Below are 14,137 nucleotides of genomic sequence, written 5' to 3'. Positions count from 1 at the left end.
TAAAAAAAACCGTCATTAAGACGGTTTTTGCTTCGTTTTGCAGCTGTATTTTATTTTTTTCTTTTAGAAATAATTTCCATCGACTTGAATTCTTTTCCGTTCTCAACGTCAAACATTTCCATCTTTTGGGTATCGTTATCCATATAAGTAATGATTTCCTTGATTAGCTTTTCCTTTTTAGTAACAGGATCCACCATATTTCCAGTAAAAGTTAAGGTTTTAGAAGCTTCATCGTACGTTCCTTCGCTAACCATCATTCCCGTTCCCATATTGTCAATCCAGGTTGAGATAAATTTTTCTTTCGCATTATCATACGCCACAGTCCCTCTTCCTTCAAATGGCATTCCCATCATATCGCCCGTGTAGTTTGCCTCTTGGTATTTGCCTCCCAAAATCATCTTGTAGGTAGCAACCGCTGTAGATTTCATTGGTTCTGGACTGTCAGGCGACCAAAACGTCATTTCTGCATTCCAAGTTCCATTGTCTTTCGCTAGCATTTCGTGTCCTTTCGATGGTGTCATATAAGCTTCCCAAGCTTTTGCCACCGTTGCAGAATCAGCTTTTGGAGCTTCTGGAGTTGCTGCAACAACCGTATCTGTGCTGTCTGTTTTAACTTCCACTTTCACATTGTCTTTGCATGAGGCAAGGACTAGTAGTAACGCTCCTAAATAAAGATAATTTGTTTTCATAAGTTCTTTGTTTTGATTAATTTGTATAAAATTATAAAAAAAGATGTTTAAAATTGATAAATAATCAAAAAATATAATTTTATACATAGTGTGTCTATTAGAAGCAAATCGCTTGCGAACAAAACAATCCATGTTCCCGCCTTCCTTCCTCTCGTCCTAAAAGACGAGATCCCTCCAGTCGGGGCTAAAATAAAATCTTTAGGCATTCTTTAATCTTTGGGAATCTAAATCAATAAAAAAAATCGGAACAGCTATAAGCCATCCCGATTTTATTATAGTACTTTAAAATATTATTCTTCTGGAAAAACAACAGCATTATAAGCTCCAATATCAGAAGGGTTTTGTCTTAGGCTTCCTAAAAGATCATTAGCAAAAATTCCTGTTGAAAAGTTGAAATTAGCAGCATCTTTAGCAGCCGAATCATCCCCAATCATCAACTGATTTTTTTGAGTATTCAAAAATTGAGGTTTGAACTCACTTGAATTTCTTGCAATCAAATTGTTGACGTAATGAATGTTATCATCAAATTGATATTCAGGACTGTTTATTAATCCTTGATTTCCAGCCTTATCAAATTTAATCAAGCAATGGTCGAACTTGAATTCAAATTGTTTCGAAGCGTCCTTGCTGATTAAAAGCTGTCGGCTGTTGGAACCATAAATAATGCAGTTGTTAAAATTAGCCTCTGTCAAGTCCTCCGGTATAGAATTATTATTGCCGTCAAGCACAAAATTAGTCAACAAAACCGAAACATGGCTCGAAGTCGAACGTTCATTATTAATAGTGCAATGCGTAAAATTATAAGCTCCTCCAAAAATACAAGCCAAACTCGCAACTCCTCTCGAATTGGAATTGATGACCATATTGTAAGCATCAATTTTGGCATGCTGTGCTAAAATTCCGTAAGCAGCCGAATTGTAAATTTTTGTATTATCGATGGCAATCGGGTTTTCAAAATTATTAAAAACCAACAATCCGACAAGTGCATTTTTTATGGTTAGATGGCTAATGGTGTGGTTTTTACTTCCCTCTTGAAAATAAACCGTTGCCCATTGACCGGGAACATCAGCAAAGCCAGGTTCCAGGCGATCGCCTTCAAAAATTACTTCGTTTTCTAAAGCATCGGTTGCAGATGGAGCTCCGTTTACGTTTAATGTTCCTCCATTTTGAACAATAATTCCAGAATCGGCATGAAAATGAATTCTTGCTCCAGAATTTACGGTTAATATTTTGTTGTTTGGAACTGTTGCAAAACCATACACCACATACGGTTTGTCGTTGCCCCAAACATATTCATTACCGTTTTCGGGATGATTGTCTTGAAGCAATCGGCCTAAAACTCGGGTAACTTCTCCATTTTCATCTAAACCATATTCGACAGAGTCATAAATGCCATTTTCCCGATTAGGATAGATGAAATAGGCATCTTGAATCAAGGTCACGAGTTCAACTTTTTGCTGTTTGGTTCCTGCGTCAAATAAAATCTGGTCGGTATAGAGAAAATCGGTTGGATTGGCATCGATGATTTCGGCAGTGGTTTCTATAAAGATATAGAGGCTGTCTTTTGCCAAAAGTTCAACATTATTGAATTTCCGGTTGTTGTCGCCTGTCATTCCGTCAACGGTCATTCGGTATTTTGAGTTTTGACCTTTTGCAAATTCAATGGTTGGGATTTTGATGTCCTTGTCGCTTTTATTATAAACCATCAAGGTGTAGGTGCTGGAACCAATATTGGTGAAAACCGTGTCAAGGTAAACCGTGTCTTTTGAAAATCCTAAACCTCCGTTGCTGGTTTCGAAGTCGAAATCTTTTCGGCAAGAAGTGAGTGAAATTAAAATTCCTATAAAAAGGACAAAAATAGAATTACGCATTATGGATGAATTTTGGTAAAAATAGTAAAAATGTTGATTAGCCACGAATTCGGGAATTCATTTATTTTTTATGATTGAATTTGGGGCAATATTTTTTTATATAATGCAGAAAGACGACGATACTTATTTAGGACAAAAGATTTATTTTGAAACTACTGGTTCCAACGGCGAAGCCCCGATTGTAATGGTCTCGTCTTTTGGGACGAGAGGAATGGATAGCGGGATTAGCTACTAAAAAAGAAAAAGAGTTCGTAAATAATGGCTATTTTTGCAGTAAAATTTTAAAAAATGGAATTCGATAAGGAAAAAATACTGAATCTGTGTCGCAGTTTTTCGAAAAACACGCTGATGCAGACTTTGGAAATTGAATATATTGATGCTGGGGAAGATTTTTTGGTAGCGAAAATGCCCGTGAATCCGAACGTTCATCAGCCGATGGGATTGCTTCATGGTGGTGCTTCGGTGGCGTTGGCGGAAAGTGTTGGAAGTGCGGCGTCGATGTTGTATATCAATTCGGAGAAGCAGGAAGTTCGTGGAATTGAGATTTCGGCCAATCATTTGAAGAGCAAAAGAAACGGGATTGTGTATGGAACGGCAAGGATTATCCACAAGGGGAGGAGCATTCATTTGTGGGAAATTAGGATTACGGATGAAAACGACAATCTGATTTCGCTTTGCAAATTGACCAACATGATATTGCCAAAACGAAATGCAAATGATTGATTTGTTAAGTTTTGCAAAGAAACATTTTGAGAAGAAACTACCGTTTGTAGTTTTTTCAAAACCAAATCTGGACAAGATTGTAGGGCTTTTTCAAAAAAACGACGAATTGTATTCTGTTGAAAATTTTGAAGAATCGGGTTTTGTTTTTGCTTCTTTTGATGGAAATAGGCAGGTTTTGATTCCCGAAAATCAATCAGAAATTAAGATTACAGATTTTGTTTTTGAAGAAAATAATTCAAATAATTTTCCTGTTTTAGAGAATGAGAAAGGGAAAGAAGCCTTTGAAAATTTGGTTCAAAAAGGTATTGATGCAATTAGAAATGGCAGTTTCCAAAAGGTCGTTTTGTCTAGAAAAGAAATTGTTGCGATTGAAGATTTTGATTTCGCAGTTATTTTCGAAAGATTGTTGCAAACCTATCCGACAGCTTTTAAATACTGTTGGTTTCATCCAAAGGTTGGAATGTGGATTGGTGCAACTCCAGAACAATTGCTGAAATCGGATGGTTTGAAAATCAATACGGTTGCCTTAGCGGGAACTCAAAAAGTTGAGGAAAACAAGGACGTAATTTGGGGAGAAAAAGAAATCGAGGAACAAGAATTTGTAACGGATTTTATTGTGGATAATTTAAAGGATATCGCTTCTGAATTATCTATTTCAAAACCTTATACTTTGAAAGCTGGAGCTATCCTTCACATTAAAACCGATATTGAAGCGGTTTTAAAACCTGAAAATAATTTAAAGAAAGTGCTTGAAATTTTGCATCCTACTCCTGCAGTTTGTGGTTTGCCAAAACCTGTTTCGAGGGAATTTATTTTGAGAAATGAAGGTTATGATAGGGAATTTTACTCGGGTTTTCTGGGCGAATTGAATAAGGCTTTTGTTACTTCAGAAACCAAATCAGATTTGTTTGTGAATTTGAGGTGTATGCAAGTCAAGGAAAACGAAGCACATTTATATATTGGTTGTGGCGTTACCAAAGACAGTGTTCCGGAAAAGGAATTTGTGGAAACTGCCAATAAAGCATTAACAATGAAAAGGATTTTGTTGTGAAGAAAAAGAGAATAGATTAAAGAAAAAAGACAAGTTATGAAATTAGATATTTTAGCTTTCGGGGCTCATCCGGACGATGTTGAATTGGGTTGTGGCGGAACATTGGCGAAGGAAATCAGCCTTGGAAAGAAAGTTGGTATTGTTGATTTAACAAGAGGTGAATTAGGAACGCGTGGTTCGGCTGAAATCAGGGATAAGGAAGCCAGTGATTCAGCTAAGATTTTAGGTGTTGCTGTTCGTGAAAACTTGAAAATGCGGGATGGTTTTTTTCAAAATAATGAAGAGCATCAGTTGGAAATCATCAAGATGATTCGAAAATATAAGCCCGAAATCGTTTTGTGCAATGCTGTTGAAGACCGACATATTGACCATGCAAAAGGAAGTAAATTGGTTTCGGATGCTTGTTTTTTATCCGGTTTAAGAAGGATTGAAACGGAATTGGATGGTGAAAATCAAGAAGCTTGGCGACCAAAATTAGTGTATCATTACATTCAATGGAAAAACATCGAGCCTGATTTTGTGGTGGACATTACAGGTTTCAATGATAAAAAAATAGAGGCGATTATGGCCTACAGTTCTCAATTCTATAGCCCCGACACAAAGGAGCCAACGACTCCGATTGCGACAAAAAACTTCCTCGACAGCCTGCATTATCGGGCTCAAGACCTAGGCAGATTGATTGGAACAGATTATGGTGAAGGTTTTACGGTTGAAAGATATTTGGCAGTCAATAGTTTAGGAGATTTGATGTAATTTTTTCAAATTTTTATTTGCAGTAATCAAGATTTGCTGTATATTTGCACTCGTTAAACAAATGGTGGTTGTAGCTCAGCTGGTTAGAGCATCGGTTTGTGGTGCCGAGGGTCGCCGGTTCGAACCCGGTCATCCACCCATAATTAGAAAGCTTCAGAGAAATCTGGAGCTTTTTTTGTTGTTATTTCAAGCAAATAGAAAGCGACTAAAATAAGTCGCTGTGGGTTCCTGTATCTAAAAGGAGTAACACTAATTCCGTGTCATTTTGTTTCCAAACTAAAAGCCAATCTGGTTTGATATGGCATTCCCAGCAATCTTTGAAATCACCACTTAACTTGTGAGATTTATATTTAGCGGGTAATTTTCCAGTATTTTGAAGCAAATCCAATACAGTTTGTAATAAAGACAAATCATAATTTCTCTTTTTGCAAAGTTTCAGACTTTTTTCAAATCTTCTCGTAGTGGTTAGTATATACATTATCGCAACACTTCCTTGAAAAGTTCGCTACTGTTTTTATACTTTTTTACTTTTCCTTTTTTTTCATCGTCCAAAGCTTGATCCAAACCAGAAACTTTTTTAAATAAACCTAAAGAAAGTACATACTCAATGGTTTTTTTTGCAATTGGATTTCTCGCATCAAATTTTAAGGTTATTTCTGCCATCATTTCTATTTTTTAATAGTACAAATATACAAAAACCATACTCAATATTAAAGCCATTTGAAGTTGCGAATTAAGTTTTGAATTTATAATCAGACAAAAAACTTCCTTAACGAAAACATAAATTGAGTTCTCTTTCGGATTTAAATTTCTAAATTTAAATAAAAAAGTTATGGGACAGCAAGTTTTTATTGGAGGAGAAATCTCTTTCAAATCGTTGAGAGATTATATTTTTGATCACAAATTAGAAAAAGGGGATACAATTGCCATTCATCCTCAAAATTATGAGCACATTTTGGAGGAAATTAAAAACTCCGAAGAGCCAATTGATATTCCGGTCAACGTATTTGGAATTCTGATTGTAAAAGACACTACAGATTCGGTTGAACTCGGGAAGGTGGAAATCATCAAAAATGAGCCACTGCAATAGTGATTCATAAACAAAAAGCTCTGAAATTTCAGAGCTTTTTGTTTATTTATTCCAATGTTTAAGTTGTTCTATAAATTTTGATTGCTGGTCGATAAAGACATTATGAGAACAATCATCAAAATAAAATAAATTGTTTTTTCCGATTATGTTTTCCAAATCCCTTACTTGCTTTTCAGAAAATAACCCATCTTCTTTACCGTATAATCCATAAACAGGGATTTTTTTCGATCTTAAGTTTTTTATGTTTTCGGTCAAATCGATCATCGTATATTTTTCGTTGTTTGAAAAACCTTGAGGAGCATCGATTGTCATTTTTGAAGCCAGTTTTGCATCTGGATTTTTCAAGAATTCGGCATAAATTGTCTTTGCTTCGTCTGTTTGTTTTTTCGGACTATAAAAACCATTTTGCATAGCATGTGCAAAGCAATAGGAGGCAAATTGCATGGTAGAGGAATCCATGTTCTCTAGCATCGAAATATAATTCAAGTTCACTTTGTCCTCTTTCTCTTCATAGATCTTTCTTGACTTAGCTATAATATTTTTAAAGGTTTCTTGAAGTGAAACAGGAGCTCCAACCAAGATGATATTCTTTACTTTTTCTGGATTTTTTTCGGCATATAAAGTGGCGACAATCCCACCGAAGCTATGGCCAATGAGCGACACTTTTTTAATTTTATATTTTTCCAGAATTGAATTGATGTCTGAAAAAGTTTCTTCAAAGGTGAACTTCGCCTTTAAGTTTTCCGATCTCCCTTCGCCTCTACGGTCATAAACAATTACAAAAAAGCCTTGATTGGCCAGTTTTTGAGCTGTTGTAAGTTCAAATCCAGCCGAATTATAACCCGGACCTCCGTGTAGAAAAAGAATCGGAATTCCTTTTTCTGAACCGTAATGTTTTACGTATAATTCCTGACTAAAAAAGGAAGTCGTAAAAAAAAGTAAAAAAAGTAAGGTTGTTTTTTTCATATTCTTATTTTCCATCTTTATCCACAACCGGTCGGTTTTCTCTATTGGCCAATTCCCAAGCGGTTACAAATGCAAGTTGGGTTCTTTTTGCCAAAGCATCATATTCAATCTTTTCAGGTTCATCGCCTGGTTGATGATAATCTTCGTGAACGCCATTAAAATAAAAGATAGATGGAATTCCTTTTTTGGCAAAATTATAATGATCGGAACGGTAATAGAAACGGTTAGGATCATTCAAATCATTGTATCGGTAATCCAAATCAAGGTTTACGTATTTCTTGTTGGCTTCTTCGTTGATGTTGTGCAAGTCAGTCGAAAGTCTGTCGGAACCAATAACATACACATAATTATTAGTGTTTTTATGATCATCGTCTCGACGGCCAATCATGTCTATATTGATATCGGCAATGGTATTTTCAATCGGGAATAATGGGTTTTCAGAATAGTAGCGTGAACCGTGCAAACCGTGTTCTTCTCCAGTAACGTGCAAAAACAGGATAGAACGTTTCGGACCAAAACCATCTTTTTTAGCTTGCATGAAAGCTTGGGCGATTTCCAGCAAGGCTACAGTTCCGGAACCGTCATCATCGGCACCGTTATAGATTTCTCCGTTTTTCATCCCAACGTGATCGTAATGGGCAGAAATCACCAAAATTTCTTCGGGTTTTTCAGAACCTTCAATAAATGCCCAGATATTTTCAGAATCATTTAGTTTCGGACTGAATCCTCTCGACATAAATTCTGACGGCACTTTTTGATAGAAACCATCCGCCTTTTTAGGATAGGAAATTTTATTCTTTTGATATTCAGCAATAAGGTATTTTCCAGCTTTTTTCTGACCTTCGGTTCCTGTGTTTCGTCCTTCCATTTCATCCGAAGCTACAATAAACAGGTGTTTCTTCAAGTCTTCGGCTGTGATGCTTTTCATATATTTTGCAACATCAGCTTTTGAATAATCGGGTTTTTGAGCTATACTTTTTGTACTTCCGCAGGAAAGAATCAAAAAAGCAGAACAGAGTAAGAGTGTCTTTTTCATAGTTTAAATGGTTTTAAAAATGATGTAGAGTACTGTTGAAAAAGTAAGTACAATAGCAAGGAAAAGATTTAAAGAAAACAGTATAGTGCTTTTAATGAATGATATTGAATTTTTTTCTTGATACATTCTTTTATGTGCAATAAAAAAATAAGCCACAATCCATCCGAGGGTTAAAAAACTATTGATATCGGATAGCAGATTAAAAGTCTTTGTATTAAAAACGTGGCTCATAAAATTTTCTATACAAGTGACGGATATTGTTACGGTTAATAGAATGAAGCCAATGTAGTGAAGTGTGAAAATGGCGTGATCAAAAAGCATCCATTTTTTTTTGTTGTGAAATAGCCAAAGACTGAAACAAAAAATGGGCATATAAAGGAATATAAATTTAGGAAGTCCATTCATGGAAGTTTCATATATTCTATTTGCCAATGATTCATTCGAAGTTTTTTCATAAAATTCAAATGTTTTTTTGGAGAGCCAATATTTTGTGTCACTTAATCTTTGTTCTTTGGGCAACGTTTTTTGGATGGAATCAAATTCTTCAAACGATGAATATTTTTTTCTATCCCATGCTTTTATTTGGGTTTTTTGTGACGCTATATTACTTTCGGAAATTTCTATCGGATAGTCGTTTACATTAATTTCAGGTAATAATTTAGGCAACAAAAAAGTAATAAAACTGATGAAAATATACAATTTTACAGGAGGAACAAACGACATTCTTTTTCCAGAGAGATATTCTTTTGTGAGTTTTGCAGGATAGAAAAGCAGGTACTTTATTGTTTTCCAAAATGCATTGTCATAATGGGTGAAGTCTTCAAAAAAGTGCTTCACGACATATCCAAATGATTGACGTGTTTCTGTATTTTCCTGACTGCAATTGGAGCAATATCGGTTTTCAACAATATAACCGCAATTTTGACAAACATTGTCTTCCCTGATATGATGTTTTCCCATTATTGTTTAATGAATATTGATAAAAGTATAAAAGGCAAAAGCGGCTAATAGTAGCGAGATAAAAAAGCCATTGATAAAAAACAATAGTACACCTTTTAGAACTGATTTTCTTCGGCTACAGCCATAAAAGCGATGATGGGCCGGAAAGAAATAATAAAAGGTCCATAAGAAAGCTACGAAACCAATAATTCCTGATAGCACATTTGCAATCGTATTTTCTCCAAAGATGTATAAGATTTCTTTAACTAAAGCCACAATTAAGTAGGAGATTAACAGAAACGAAAAATAATGCAAGGTAAAGATACCATGGTCAAAGTAATACCATTTCTTTTTGCTGTGGAATAGCCAAAGGAAAAAAGCGAAAATTGGCATATAGATAAACAAGACCTTAGGAAAATTATGGATGAATGATTCTTTAAATTTTTCCTCGATTTCCTCTTGTGTATTGACTTCTGAAACATGGATTGCCTTCCTAAATATTTTGTAAACAAAAGGAGGAAGCTTATCTTCGGCAGTACTATTGTTTTGTAGTGAATCCAAATGCTCGACACTCTTATAATCTAGAAAAACGAATTTAGGTTTGTCAGCACTTCTGTCCGTAATCGAATCAATTTTTATCTCATCTTTATCGAAGTTCACTTTTACAGGACCGTCTTCTAATTCCCTTTCAGGAGTAAGCGAAATAGTTAAAAACGTAGCAAAACTGATGAAAATATACAACCGAACGGGAGCCAAATAGGACATCCTTTTTCCAGAAAGATATTCCTTGGTTAGCGAAGCAGGTTTCAGAATTAAATTCCGAATAGTTTTCCAAAAAGAATTTTCATAATGCGTCAAATCTTCGAAGAAGTGAACGAAAAGATGGTGGAAGGTTTTTCGGGTATCGATATTTTCCTGACCACAATTTGGGCAGAAACGGTTTTCGACAACGTAGTTGCAATTCAGGCAGGTTTTATCGACTCTGGTGTGACCGTGTCCCATAAAAAAACAATTTAATTTCTAGGTTTTTGCTGTAGTAACAATGAAATGTTAAAACTAACAAAAAAAGAGAAATTAAATTGAATTTGGGAAATTTATTTTGAAAATTATTGAAGTATTTCCTTCAAAAACAAAAGCAAATGTTGCCAAGAGCGTTTGTCAGCTTTTTCATTATAGGCAACTCCTTTTGATTTGTCGTTTCCAGCACTTTTTTCGGTAAAGGCATGAACGGCATCTGCATAATAAATCATCTGCCAATCGGCATTTCCGTCACGCATTTCGTTTTGAAAAGCATCGATGTCATTTTGCGGAACAAATTTGTCATCGGCTCCGTGAAGTACTAAAACTTTAGGTTCAATTTTATTATTTGGTCTAGCACTATCTTTCCCCAAACCTCCGTGAAAAGAAACACCACCTTTGATATTCAGTTCGCCTCTTACAGCTTCTAAAGCTCCAGTTCCGCCAAAACAATAACCAATGACTACAATATTATCTTTATCGGCTCCAGCCTTAATCAATTGTTCCAATGCCAAACCAATTCTTCTTTGGTATTCCTTAAAATTCGACTTGTAAAATCCAGATTTCTCGCCTGCTTCTTTAGCATCTTTTGGGTAGTTTCCTTCTCCATAAATATCGGCTACGAAAGCATAATAACCAATTTTAGAAAGGTTTTGAGCTACCTCTTTTGAATGTTCGTCAATTCCTTTCCAAGCAGGAAGGATTAGAATTCCGGGTTTATTATTTTGTTTTTTTTCGGGTGCAATTGCAAAACCATTGAGTTTTTGTGGGCCATCTTTATACGAAATGGGTTTCAATTGAGCATTTGAAAGGAAAGTTGTCATCAATAATAAGAATAAATACTTTTTCATAATTTAAAATTGGAGTTCATACAAATATCGGTTTAAAAATCTAATAAAAAAACAGGGTTCGATGCACTAAATACATTTAAACCCTGCTCCATCAATCACCAACCTTTTGTAACTAACGTGATTGCATTTCATGTTTTCCTTCCTTGATTTCTTCCACCATTTTTTTGTTGAAAGCGGGAAGGTCGTCTGGAGTCCGGCTGGTTACCAAACCGCTGTCAACCACAACTTCTTCATCTGTCCAAACCGCTCCAGCATTGAGCAAATCTTTTTTGATAGATGAAAATGAAGTGACACTTCTTCCTTCTAAAACTTCGGCATCAACCAAAATCTGTGGTCCATGACAAATGGCGGAAACTGGTTTTCCTTCGCTAAAGAAATCCTTTACAAACGAAACCGCTTTTTCATTTCTTCTCAATTGATCCGGATTGATAACGCCACCCGGCAAAACCAAGGCGTCATAATCTTTAGAAGTAACTTCATCCAAAGTATAATTCACTTCAAATTCGTTGCTCCAATTTCCGTCTTTCCAACCTTTGATTGTGCCGCCTTTGATGCTGACAATATCGGCTGTCCAACCTTGCTGTTCTAAAAATTCTTTTGGGGATTTCAATTCGCTTTCTTCAAATCCGTTGGTGGCTAAAATGGCAATTCTCTTTTTCATAATAAATTTTTTAATTTGTAAAATTTGATTTTCATAAAATTACGATTTATTAACTTCTTGATTTTTAAATCAATACTAAAATTATCTTAATGTTTGTTAAGTGAAAAATCCAATAAATTGATATCTTATATTTTTTTGGAAGAATGCTATAACTTATTGAAAATTGTTAAAACTAACTTTGAAAGCAACCCTAAAATTAAAAAATGCTATGATACAACAAATTCCAGATTTGCCATTCAATATGGTTGGATTCCGTTCTTCAGGTGAAGTTACAAAAGACGATTTTGAAATCGTAAAAACTAAAGTTTCAGAATTGGTAGAAAAAACAGGAAAGCTCAATTATCTTTTATATCTGGATAATTCTCCGTCGGATTTCACGATTGGAGCTTGGCTTCAGGATGCATTGCTTGGCATCAGCAATCTGACAAAATGGAACCGTGCCTCCATCATTTCAGATTCAGAAACGGTGGATAATTTCACAACTGTTTTCAGCAAAATCATGCCGGGAGAATTCAGGGTTTTCCCGAAAGCAGAATATGATTTGGCTGTTGATTGGACTTCTGAAAAAATAGATTTAGAATAAGAAAAATAACAATAAAAAATAACAAATAAAAAAGCTATGGGAGATTATAAGAATTTAACCAATGAAGAAGCAGTTGCAAAATTAAAGAAACTTGCAGAGGCGACAAGGGTTTGTATGTTTTGTACCGATTTGCATCACACGCCATTTTCAACCCGACCAATGAGTGTTCAGGAAGTGGACGAAACCGGAAATTTGTGGTTTTTAAGTTCGGCTGATAGTAACAAAAATTTCGAAATCCGTCAGGATGAAACGGTTCAGTTATTATTTTCGAATGTGTCGGATTCAGAATATTTGAGTGTATATGGAAAGGCTTTCATCTATAAGGATAAAACAACAATCGAAGAAAAATGGAGCCCGATGGCAAAAGCTTGGTTCACAGAAGGAAAAGATGATCCAAACTTAACCGTTTTGCGTGTTCAACCTGAATACGTTTATTATTGGGATACCAAAAATGGAAAAATGGTATCGATGCTGAAAATTGCAGTTGGTTCCATCATTGGCAAAACTTTGGATGATGGAATAGAAGGAAAATTATCAGTTTAGTTATTTTATTAGAAAATAAAGCAGTATAAAGACAGACACGAATTACACTAATTTTCACAAATCATTCGTGAAAATTAGTGTAATTCGTGTCTAATTTTTTTATTGAGGGGATTTTATACCTAAAAATTACAGTATTATTAATTTTTCGAAAATAAAAAGTACTTTTACGTAAAATTTTGGAATTTAAAGCAGAAAAAAAGAGGTCCCACTATAAGTAAGACCTCTCACATTTACTAAAACAAAAAAAACAAACCTATGAAAAAGGTTTACGTTTAAAAAAGAGGAATTAATTCCAAAATTCAGGCTTTTTGTTAAAGTAACTAACCTTTAAATTTAATAAAAGATGTTGTGTTTAGAACTAGTATAAAGATACCACATAAAGAGCCAAAAGTCAATTTTTAGAAGCTAATTAACTGATATTTAACTTCTGACAAAATTAATTATTAAAAATTTTTCATGAAAAAGAAACAGAGCTACACCAATCATATCCAGTTTTATCCGGCCCATCATTTTGTGTTTTATCCTCTTGCAACCTTGCTCTTAATATCGAGTATTTCTTTTATTTTTTTAAGAGAAGATAAATTGCTTTGGAGTTTTATTTCGGTTTTGATAGCTTTGATTATTTGGGTGAGTTTTATGCTCCGCCAGCATTATGCATTGATTCTTCAAAACAGGATCATCAGGTTGGAGATGCGATACAGGTATTTTGTGTTGACCAACGAACGATTTGAATTGATAGAACACAAATTACGCGACAGCCAAATCTTTGCCCTCCGTTTTGCATCGGATGATGAATTGCCAGGATTGGTAAAAAAGGCGTTGGAGGAAAATCTGTCGAGCAGGAGGATTAAACGAAGTATATTAATGTGGATTCCAGATAATCACAGGGTTTAAAAAATATAAAAAAATGCAATCAACAGCTAAAACAGCAGACGAATACATTGCTTCGCTTCCAGAGGATAGAAAAGAAGTGATGGTAAAATTAAGAACTATCTTTTTAAAAAATCTTCCCGAAGGTTTTGCGGAAGGAATGGGCTACGGGATGATGGGCTATGATGTGCCACATTCTATTTATCCAAACGGTTATCATTGCGATCCGAAACAACCGTTGCCTTTTTTAGGAATGGCTTCCCAAAAGAATTTTATTGCGGTTTACCATATGGGAATTTATGCCAATAAGGAACTCTACGATTGGTTTGTAGCCGAATATCCAAAGCATTGCAAAACCAAGTTGGATATGGGAAAAAGCTGTATCCGACTCAAGAAGATGAACGATATTCCGTATGAATTACTCGGAGAACTGGCTACAAAAATGACCGTTCAAGATTGGATTACGACCTATGAAACGGCCTTCAAAAAATAAT

General features: G+C 35.0%; 19 protein-coding genes and 1 tRNA gene. 10 read left to right on the top strand and 10 right to left on the bottom strand.

The genetic code is table 11. The features are described from left to right. Positions 1–50: 50 nt before the first annotated feature. Together J2X31_RS16450 and J2X31_RS16445 are read right to left on the bottom strand one after the other, a co-directional pair. Complete coding sequence (locus tag J2X31_RS16450; protein ID WP_310028280.1) at positions 51–689, bottom strand: DUF1579 domain-containing protein; 639 nt, start codon at positions 687–689, stop codon at positions 51–53. A 290-nt stretch (positions 690–979) separates the two neighbouring features. After that, on the bottom strand, positions 980–2,560 hold the full coding sequence (locus tag J2X31_RS16445; protein WP_310028278.1) for a hypothetical protein: 1,581 nt from the start codon (positions 2,558–2,560) through the stop codon (positions 980–982). Positions 2,561–2,663: 103 nt separating this feature from the next. On the opposite strand from J2X31_RS16445, the gene J2X31_RS16440 reads away from it, so the two are divergent. From J2X31_RS16440 to J2X31_RS16420, 5 genes are all read left to right on the top strand, one after another. After that, positions 2,664–2,795 (top strand): hypothetical protein, encoded by a 132-nt coding sequence (locus J2X31_RS16440; protein ID WP_310028276.1) that lies wholly within the window; start codon positions 2,664–2,666, stop codon positions 2,793–2,795. A 53-nt stretch (positions 2,796–2,848) separates the two neighbouring features. Continuing rightward, on the top strand, positions 2,849–3,283 hold the full coding sequence (locus J2X31_RS16435) for a PaaI family thioesterase (RefSeq protein ID WP_310028272.1): 435 nt from the start codon (positions 2,849–2,851) through the stop codon (positions 3,281–3,283). Continuing rightward, entirely contained in the window at positions 3,276–4,334 is a 1,059-nt protein-coding gene (locus tag J2X31_RS16430) for an isochorismate synthase (protein WP_310028269.1), read from the top strand. Before J2X31_RS16435 ends, J2X31_RS16430 begins: the two co-directional genes overlap by 8 nt. Before the next feature lie 36 nt (positions 4,335–4,370). After that, a complete protein-coding gene (gene bshB1 / locus J2X31_RS16425; RefSeq protein WP_310028268.1) occupies positions 4,371–5,087 on the top strand; it encodes a bacillithiol biosynthesis deacetylase BshB1 in 717 nt (238 codons plus the stop codon). A 64-nt stretch (positions 5,088–5,151) separates the two neighbouring features. Then, positions 5,152–5,225: transfer RNA gene (locus J2X31_RS16420), tRNA-His, on the top strand. A 67-nt stretch (positions 5,226–5,292) separates the two neighbouring features. On the opposite strand, the gene J2X31_RS16415 is transcribed toward J2X31_RS16420, so the two are convergent. Both J2X31_RS16415 and J2X31_RS16410 read right to left on the bottom strand, forming a co-directional pair. Then, positions 5,293–5,565 carry a type II toxin-antitoxin system RelE/ParE family toxin gene (locus tag J2X31_RS16415; protein ID WP_310028265.1) on the bottom strand — a complete coding sequence of 91 codons (273 nt, stop codon included), beginning with the start codon at positions 5,563–5,565 and terminating at the stop codon, positions 5,293–5,295. Further along, complete coding sequence (locus J2X31_RS16410) at positions 5,565–5,753, bottom strand: hypothetical protein (RefSeq protein ID WP_310028262.1); 189 nt, start codon at positions 5,751–5,753, stop codon at positions 5,565–5,567. Before J2X31_RS16410 ends, J2X31_RS16415 begins: the two co-directional genes overlap by 1 nt. A 166-nt stretch (positions 5,754–5,919) precedes the next feature. Here J2X31_RS16410 and J2X31_RS16405 point away from each other — a divergent pair, with 166 nt between their 5' ends. Continuing rightward, positions 5,920–6,177 carry a hypothetical protein gene (locus J2X31_RS16405; RefSeq protein ID WP_310028261.1) on the top strand — a complete coding sequence of 86 codons (258 nt, stop codon included), beginning with the start codon at positions 5,920–5,922 and terminating at the stop codon, positions 6,175–6,177. A 42-nt stretch (positions 6,178–6,219) separates the two neighbouring features. Here J2X31_RS16405 and J2X31_RS16400 read toward each other — a convergent pair whose 3' ends face one another. The 6 genes from J2X31_RS16400 to J2X31_RS16375 form a co-directional block, all read right to left on the bottom strand. Beyond that, complete coding sequence (locus J2X31_RS16400; protein WP_310028259.1) at positions 6,220–7,143, bottom strand: alpha/beta fold hydrolase; 924 nt, start codon at positions 7,141–7,143, stop codon at positions 6,220–6,222. Between the two features lie 4 nt (positions 7,144–7,147). Further along, complete coding sequence (locus J2X31_RS16395) at positions 7,148–8,179, bottom strand: M28 family metallopeptidase (RefSeq protein ID WP_310028257.1); 1,032 nt, start codon at positions 8,177–8,179, stop codon at positions 7,148–7,150. A 3-nt stretch (positions 8,180–8,182) separates the two neighbouring features. Then, positions 8,183–9,139: a DUF3667 domain-containing protein gene (locus J2X31_RS16390; protein WP_310028255.1), complete on the bottom strand. Its 957-nt coding sequence runs from the start codon at positions 9,137–9,139 to the stop codon at positions 8,183–8,185. Between the two features lie 6 nt (positions 9,140–9,145). Continuing rightward, complete coding sequence (locus J2X31_RS16385) at positions 9,146–10,120, bottom strand: DUF3667 domain-containing protein (RefSeq protein ID WP_310028253.1); 975 nt, start codon at positions 10,118–10,120, stop codon at positions 9,146–9,148. Positions 10,121–10,224: 104 nt separating this feature from the next. Further along, the gene (locus J2X31_RS16380; protein WP_310028250.1) at positions 10,225–10,986 is read right to left on the bottom strand and encodes a dienelactone hydrolase family protein; all 762 of its coding nucleotides are present in this window, start codon (positions 10,984–10,986) and stop codon (positions 10,225–10,227) included. 112 nt (positions 10,987–11,098) lie between these two features. Next, positions 11,099–11,647, bottom strand: a complete 549-nt coding sequence (locus tag J2X31_RS16375; protein ID WP_310028249.1) for a type 1 glutamine amidotransferase domain-containing protein — start codon at positions 11,645–11,647, stop codon at positions 11,099–11,101. Between the two features lie 208 nt (positions 11,648–11,855). Here J2X31_RS16375 and J2X31_RS16370 point away from each other — a divergent pair, with 208 nt between their 5' ends. The 4 genes from J2X31_RS16370 (at position 11,856) to J2X31_RS16355 (ending at position 14,136) form a co-directional block, all read left to right on the top strand. Beyond that, complete coding sequence (locus J2X31_RS16370) at positions 11,856–12,230, top strand: SpoIIAA family protein (protein ID WP_310028246.1); 375 nt, start codon at positions 11,856–11,858, stop codon at positions 12,228–12,230. A gap of 36 nt (positions 12,231–12,266) precedes the next feature. Continuing rightward, entirely contained in the window at positions 12,267–12,773 is a 507-nt protein-coding gene (locus J2X31_RS16365; RefSeq protein WP_310028243.1) for a pyridoxamine 5'-phosphate oxidase family protein, read from the top strand. 456 nt (positions 12,774–13,229) lie between these two features. Continuing rightward, positions 13,230–13,667 carry a DUF6526 family protein gene (locus tag J2X31_RS16360; RefSeq protein WP_310028241.1) on the top strand — a complete coding sequence of 146 codons (438 nt, stop codon included), beginning with the start codon at positions 13,230–13,232 and terminating at the stop codon, positions 13,665–13,667. Positions 13,668–13,680: 13 nt separating this feature from the next. Next, positions 13,681–14,136, top strand: a complete 456-nt coding sequence (locus tag J2X31_RS16355; protein WP_310028239.1) for a DUF1801 domain-containing protein — start codon at positions 13,681–13,683, stop codon at positions 14,134–14,136. The last annotated feature ends 1 nt before the right edge of the window (position 14,137 follow it).

Origin of the sequence: Flavobacterium arsenatis, from assembly GCF_031456785.1 — a bacterium.
GTDB lineage: Bacteria > Bacteroidota > Bacteroidia > Flavobacteriales > Flavobacteriaceae > Flavobacterium > Flavobacterium arsenatis.
Note: the sequence above shows the minus strand (reverse complement) of the source record. Positions and strands in the feature narration are given on the sequence as shown.

What these genes read in the sequence shown, in the direction of transcription:
- J2X31_RS16450 (WP_310028280.1), bottom strand. Translation starts at nt 689, where the DNA reads ATGAAAACAAATTATCTTTATTTAGGAGCGTTACTACTAGTCCTTGCC.
- J2X31_RS16445 (WP_310028278.1), bottom strand. Translation starts at nt 2,560, where the DNA reads ATGCGTAATTCTATTTTTGTCCTTTTTATAGGAATTTTAATTTCACTC.
- J2X31_RS16440 (WP_310028276.1), top strand. Translation starts at nt 2,664, where the DNA reads ATGCAGAAAGACGACGATACTTATTTAGGACAAAAGATTTATTTTGAA.
- J2X31_RS16435 (WP_310028272.1), top strand. Translation starts at nt 2,849, where the DNA reads ATGGAATTCGATAAGGAAAAAATACTGAATCTGTGTCGCAGTTTTTCG.
- J2X31_RS16430 (WP_310028269.1), top strand. Translation starts at nt 3,276, where the DNA reads ATGATTGATTTGTTAAGTTTTGCAAAGAAACATTTTGAGAAGAAACTA.
- bshB1 (WP_310028268.1), top strand. Translation starts at nt 4,371, where the DNA reads ATGAAATTAGATATTTTAGCTTTCGGGGCTCATCCGGACGATGTTGAA.
- J2X31_RS16415 (WP_310028265.1), bottom strand. Translation starts at nt 5,565, where the DNA reads ATGTATATACTAACCACTACGAGAAGATTTGAAAAAAGTCTGAAACTT.
- J2X31_RS16410 (WP_310028262.1), bottom strand. Translation starts at nt 5,753, where the DNA reads ATGATGGCAGAAATAACCTTAAAATTTGATGCGAGAAATCCAATTGCA.
- J2X31_RS16405 (WP_310028261.1), top strand. Translation starts at nt 5,920, where the DNA reads ATGGGACAGCAAGTTTTTATTGGAGGAGAAATCTCTTTCAAATCGTTG.
- J2X31_RS16400 (WP_310028259.1), bottom strand. Translation starts at nt 7,143, where the DNA reads ATGAAAAAAACAACCTTACTTTTTTTACTTTTTTTTACGACTTCCTTT.
- J2X31_RS16395 (WP_310028257.1), bottom strand. Translation starts at nt 8,179, where the DNA reads ATGAAAAAGACACTCTTACTCTGTTCTGCTTTTTTGATTCTTTCCTGC.
- J2X31_RS16390 (WP_310028255.1), bottom strand. Translation starts at nt 9,139, where the DNA reads ATGGGAAAACATCATATCAGGGAAGACAATGTTTGTCAAAATTGCGGT.
- J2X31_RS16385 (WP_310028253.1), bottom strand. Translation starts at nt 10,120, where the DNA reads ATGGGACACGGTCACACCAGAGTCGATAAAACCTGCCTGAATTGCAAC.
- J2X31_RS16380 (WP_310028250.1), bottom strand. Translation starts at nt 10,986, where the DNA reads ATGAAAAAGTATTTATTCTTATTATTGATGACAACTTTCCTTTCAAAT.
- J2X31_RS16375 (WP_310028249.1), bottom strand. Translation starts at nt 11,647, where the DNA reads ATGAAAAAGAGAATTGCCATTTTAGCCACCAACGGATTTGAAGAAAGC.
- J2X31_RS16370 (WP_310028246.1), top strand. Translation starts at nt 11,856, where the DNA reads ATGATACAACAAATTCCAGATTTGCCATTCAATATGGTTGGATTCCGT.
- J2X31_RS16365 (WP_310028243.1), top strand. Translation starts at nt 12,267, where the DNA reads ATGGGAGATTATAAGAATTTAACCAATGAAGAAGCAGTTGCAAAATTA.
- J2X31_RS16360 (WP_310028241.1), top strand. Translation starts at nt 13,230, where the DNA reads ATGAAAAAGAAACAGAGCTACACCAATCATATCCAGTTTTATCCGGCC.
- J2X31_RS16355 (WP_310028239.1), top strand. Translation starts at nt 13,681, where the DNA reads ATGCAATCAACAGCTAAAACAGCAGACGAATACATTGCTTCGCTTCCA.